Annotated in this window: 4 protein-coding genes; all 4 read right to left on the bottom strand. The window is 52.1% G+C overall.

Annotated features, from left to right (window positions below):
* Positions 1–366: 366 nt before the first annotated feature.
* The 4 genes from OB13_RS10580 to OB13_RS10565 all read right to left on the bottom strand — a co-directional run bounded on the left by OB13_RS10580 (position 367) and on the right by OB13_RS10565 (position 4,292).
* Positions 367–1,521 (bottom strand): hypothetical protein, encoded by a 1,155-nt coding sequence (locus OB13_RS10580; protein ID WP_461490135.1) that lies wholly within the window; start codon positions 1,519–1,521, stop codon positions 367–369.
* 138 nt (positions 1,522–1,659) lie between these two features.
* A complete protein-coding gene (gene treF / locus OB13_RS10575; RefSeq protein ID WP_461490134.1) occupies positions 1,660–3,240 on the bottom strand; it encodes an alpha,alpha-trehalase TreF in 1,581 nt (526 codons plus the stop codon).
* Between the two features lie 307 nt (positions 3,241–3,547).
* Complete coding sequence (locus OB13_RS10570) at positions 3,548–3,796, bottom strand: hypothetical protein (RefSeq protein WP_461490133.1); 249 nt, start codon at positions 3,794–3,796, stop codon at positions 3,548–3,550.
* A gap of 112 nt (positions 3,797–3,908) precedes the next feature.
* The gene (locus OB13_RS10565; RefSeq protein WP_461490132.1) at positions 3,909–4,292 is read right to left on the bottom strand and encodes a hypothetical protein; all 384 of its coding nucleotides are present in this window, start codon (positions 4,290–4,292) and stop codon (positions 3,909–3,911) included.
* Positions 4,293–4,643 lie beyond the last annotated feature (351 nt).

The raw sequence follows: 4,643 nt of genomic DNA, 5'->3' as shown, positions 1-4,643 counted from the left end.
TCCCCCTTCGAAGGGGGCAGGGGGATGACTACTCAGCAACTATGCAACAAGAACTAAAGCCATACCAATGACAAGCTCCCCTCCTTGGATAAGGAGGGGCAGGGGTGGTTGGACCCGGTAGAGCAAAAACATGAATTGTTACGAGTGCGAAGACAGCTAATGTCGAACTACTCCCAGTCATTAGGTGCGGCTGAGAGCGTTCCAAAGAAAGAGATGAAACTAGAAATATATAAGACTTAGGATTGGAGGTATATTCGCAGCAAGAGAAAGCTCAATAACTGTGGTTCAAATTAAATCAGGTATAGCTGAAAACAAAGGAGCCCGGCACATGTGCCGGGCTCCTGGAAAGTATAAAGAAAAAGAATTCTACCTGTTGCTGGTGGTTCTGCCGGTGGCCGGGGTTATGCCTTGAGGGAAATTGGGAAGACCGAGGTCACTTTTCCGGCCTGCCAGGTGTAGCCCCGTATCCACATACTCACTGTCCGTTCCTTTCAGGTTTGGTTTGCTGATGACGCCCAGGTGAATGTTGTCCTGGCGGGCAACATACATCCTGCCATCCGGGCCGAGCTGTAACGCGCCGATACGGGGGCTGCCGGAAGTACCTACTACGACAGCCGATTTGGCGATAGCGTCTTCATCGCCTGCCTGCAGGTCGAACTGAATGATCTGTGCCTTGCCGCCTCCTTTTCCGTTGGCTGTGCCATACAGCAGCTTGCCATCCGGAGAGAAACAAACACCATACGCTTCTTCGAATCCTCTCAACAGGATTGGCTCTGACACCACACCGGTACTGCGGTCGAAGCGGAGTACTTCAAAATTGCTGTCACTGTCCCAGAGTGCCGCAGCGAGCCGGGTACCATCGGGTGAGGGAACCAGGTAGCCAATGGCTTTGCGGTGAGCGCCACCATGTACGGTACCTGCATTGCTGAAAACCGGTTCTGCACTCACACCCTCCGCTGAGACCAGGTAAGCCATATACGCATTGCTGTTCCAGCGGTGCGCGATCACCCACCAATCCCGGTTGTTGCTGTGGCGTATGGCAGTGAGCTTTTCGGTAGCAGGCGCAATCAGAAAGACATTCCGGGCAGTAACAGCGCCGTTGCCTTCATCTTTGGTCATGTTCACGACACTGTAGCGCAAGCCATTGGACTGCGCCTGAATATCGGTCGTGAAGATGTAGAAGACACTGTCTGTCGCAGGCTTGGGTATGATGAGAGCCGATTGAGTGGAGGACTTCATCCCCATCAGGCCGTTGCCGTTTGGCATCACCCGGTGGTGGCGGTTCCAGACGGTAATCCCATTGGTATAGAAGAGCAGGTTGCCGTCTTTGTCAGAAATGGTAGCGCTGCCTTCTTCCGTCTGCAGCCTGCTGTTCGTTACCGGTGTTACGCTCCCATCCTTGAATACAAGCCCGGCACCTTTGCCAAAGAACCAGTTGGCTGTTTTTTGTCCCTGCGCAAACGCTGTGAAGGTACCCAACGTCAGAACCAGGGCCGTCGCGATACTTTTATACTGAATCATATGCGATAGTTTTCTATATAACGTTCCTATTGCAAACTGAGTGCCAAGGTATAGCAGTACCCCTGATGGTCAGGTATGGCAAGCCTGGAAGCAGGATATATAGATTCCGACAAATAAGTGTTTATTGGCAGGTATAGCTTAGCGCTCCTCCTGCATTACCGCTTCCTGCTCTGTCACCAGCTTGAGCTCCGGATACAGGGTGAGCAGCTTCAGCAAAACTCCGTTTGTCCAGCCAAATCCATCCTGATTGGGATATTCTCCCCCGCCTGCTTCCAACTCCAGATTTTCTACGTTATACTTCTCTACCAGCTTGCCCGTATTCTGATATACTTCTGTGTTCAACGTAACCCAGCGGGAGGCTATTGTACCGGCCAGCTCCTGATGCCCGTAGTTGCGCAGTGCCTGTATGCTCATCCACTGCAGGGGTGCCCATCCGTTGGGTGCGTCCCATTGCTGATCGGTGTCCCCGCGCGTAGTGGCCAGGCCACCGGGCTTCAGGAAGTCAGCCTGCAGGCGCTGTGCCACGGCAGTAGCCTGCCGCCGTTTTGCCATGCAAAAGTAGAGCGGGTATACGGCAGCCAGCGTCGGAATACGGGTGGTCGTTCCTTTTACAAAATCATAGTCGTAGAAGAAGTTGTCGGCTTCGCTCCAGGTATACCGGAGCAAGGCTTTGCGGCGTGCCTTTGCTTTCTTTTTGTATTGGCGCGCTTCTGCTCCGTTGCCATCCAGTTCCGCCATCTCTGCCAGGGTCATTTCCATATGGAAAAGTAAGGAGTTAAGGTCTACCGGTACAATATCAGTGGTATGGATGGTGCCTAGGCGCTGGCCATCGGCAAACCAGCGGCTGCTGAAGTCCCAACCCGATTCAGCTGCTGCCCGGAGGTGGCGGTATACCTCCTCCGGTTGCCGCCCGGATTCGCGGGCAATTTGCACGTCTTCCTTGTAGGCTTCCGGGCGCGGGGCTGGCTGATCATCCCAGTAGCGGTTGAGGATACTGCCATCGGGCAGGAGCACTACCCGGCGGTGTGCCGGATTGGCGGCAGAGAGTGTGGCCGCGCCCTCCATCCAGAAAGCATATTCTTTCCGGAGAGCAGGCGCATACTTTTGCAGTACCTGTTTGCCCTGCTCCTGAGCCAGGACACGCAGCATAAGCGCGAAGAATGGCGGCTGGGAACGGCTGAGGTAGTAAGTCCGGTTGCCGTTGGGTATATGGCCGGTGGTGTTGATCAGGTGGGCGAAGTTATCCACCATGTTCTGGATTAAGGCTGTTTGCCCGCTCGCCTGAAGGCCCAGCATCGTGAAAAAGCTGTCCCAGTAATAGATTTCCTGGAAGCGCCCTCCGGGAACTACATAGGAATGGGGCAGCCGGAGCAGGGACCCGCCGCCTTCGTCGGGCTGGCGGGTCAGGACGGGCCAGAGCTCGCCGATATGCGCTGTAACGGATAAGCTGGTATCAGTGATATAGCCGGAGGATGCCTGTGTCGGGAGCAGAAAATGCTGTCGAACAAAAGCCTTCAGGTCAAAATCAGGCTGCAGCTTTTGCTGCCGGTAAGCCTGCAGGATCTGTTCAGGCGCCTGCAGTGGCACACAGTCCGGAAAGGTTTTGGAATCGGGAAAAACAGGCAGTAATTGAACGTCTTTGAACAATTCTTCCAGGTCTGTCTCCGGGCGATATTGCGCCTGGAGCGGCAGCGAAGCAAAAATGTTTGCTAAAAACAAAAGGCTAAAAGTAAAGAGGAAGAATAGATTTTTTGACTTGCTGCGCTTCATGATCAGAGATGTTTTGATTTGTATAATTCTCTTACGGCAGAAGAAGCAAGGCGGCAATAATACTATCCTTCAGGCTATTGCGCAAGCGAATGCCGGCTGGTCTCCTTATTTCCCGAATAGCTACTGTAATTTCTTGAAATTGTATGTATCAGGGTGTCAGAACAGAATCGCTGCCAGGTATAAAAACAGAAAAGCAGGAGGCCGTTTGACTGGCTCCTGCTTTTCTGTGGTACTTGTAAGCTGTTGATTCCTTGGCTTATTGTGTAGTACCTCCGGTGGTGCTGCCACTGGTAGTGCCCGTTGTGGTGGTGCCGGAAGCATCAGTACCTGTGCCTCCGCTTGCTTCATCTCCTGTCGTGTCAGACGCTTCATCGCGATTCGTGTCATCTGATTCGATGGAAGTAGAGTCAGGCGTCGACTCTTTGGGCTCTCCTCCACATGATGTAAAGGTTACTGAGGCTCCCAAAAGGAGCGTGGCAGTAGCTAATGTCCATTGTTTTTTCATAGTGTATAATGGTTTGTGCGAAATTTATACAGTTGTGTAGGAGCTCAGGTACAAAAGACAGGCACTGCCAACAGATGGAGGGTTTCTGGCAGTAACCCAGCTTTTTGGTAACTTATCTGCCTGTTGTGCCTCCTGTAGTAGAACCTCCCGTAGTAGAGCCGGCCGTGGTAGCGCCAGTGGTGGATCCGGCAGTAGTTCCTGCTGTAGTACCATTCGTTGTCCCGGCAGTGGTACCCGTAGTGGAGGATCCGGTTGTTGTGCCGGTAGTTGTTCCGGCCGTAGTCCCAGTGGTTGAGCCGGTTGTGGTACTTCCTTCTAAACCTCCGGTATCTTCCGGCATTACGTATCCGTTGCCTTCCACACCTGTTTCCTGTGTATTACCCTGAGTAGATTCAGGTGGCATATCGGAATTGTTACCACCTTCCCCGCAGGAGGCCAGCAAAAGAGCAGAACCCATCAGGAAAGAGGCAGCTATGGATGTCAATTGTTTGTTCATAGCGAATCAGTATTAGAGTGTTGTACCCTCCTTTTACGATTCTGAGAATATTCTGCCCGGGAATTAAGTATTAAAAGAAGTGGACTTTATACTGAAAATAGTGATAAGTATATGGCGCAGGTTAGGCTATTGAGTTGATATTCTGCAGGAAACAGAATTTTTTAAAATTTGTAAATTATACAAATGCAAGACGCGGACTAGCGCCGTGACGGGTATTTCATAAAGGAAACCTGACCCATTGCGTCCTTTTCATACCGGGCTACATTGTACTGTTGATACTGCTGCTCAAAGTTCTCCTGCCCGGGTTGTACCTTGTCAGGTGCCGGCTGGTTGTTCAGGAAGAAATACACC

The organism is Pontibacter sp. HJ8, assembly GCF_054824225.1.
This window is presented reverse-complemented; position numbering and strand designations above follow the sequence as displayed.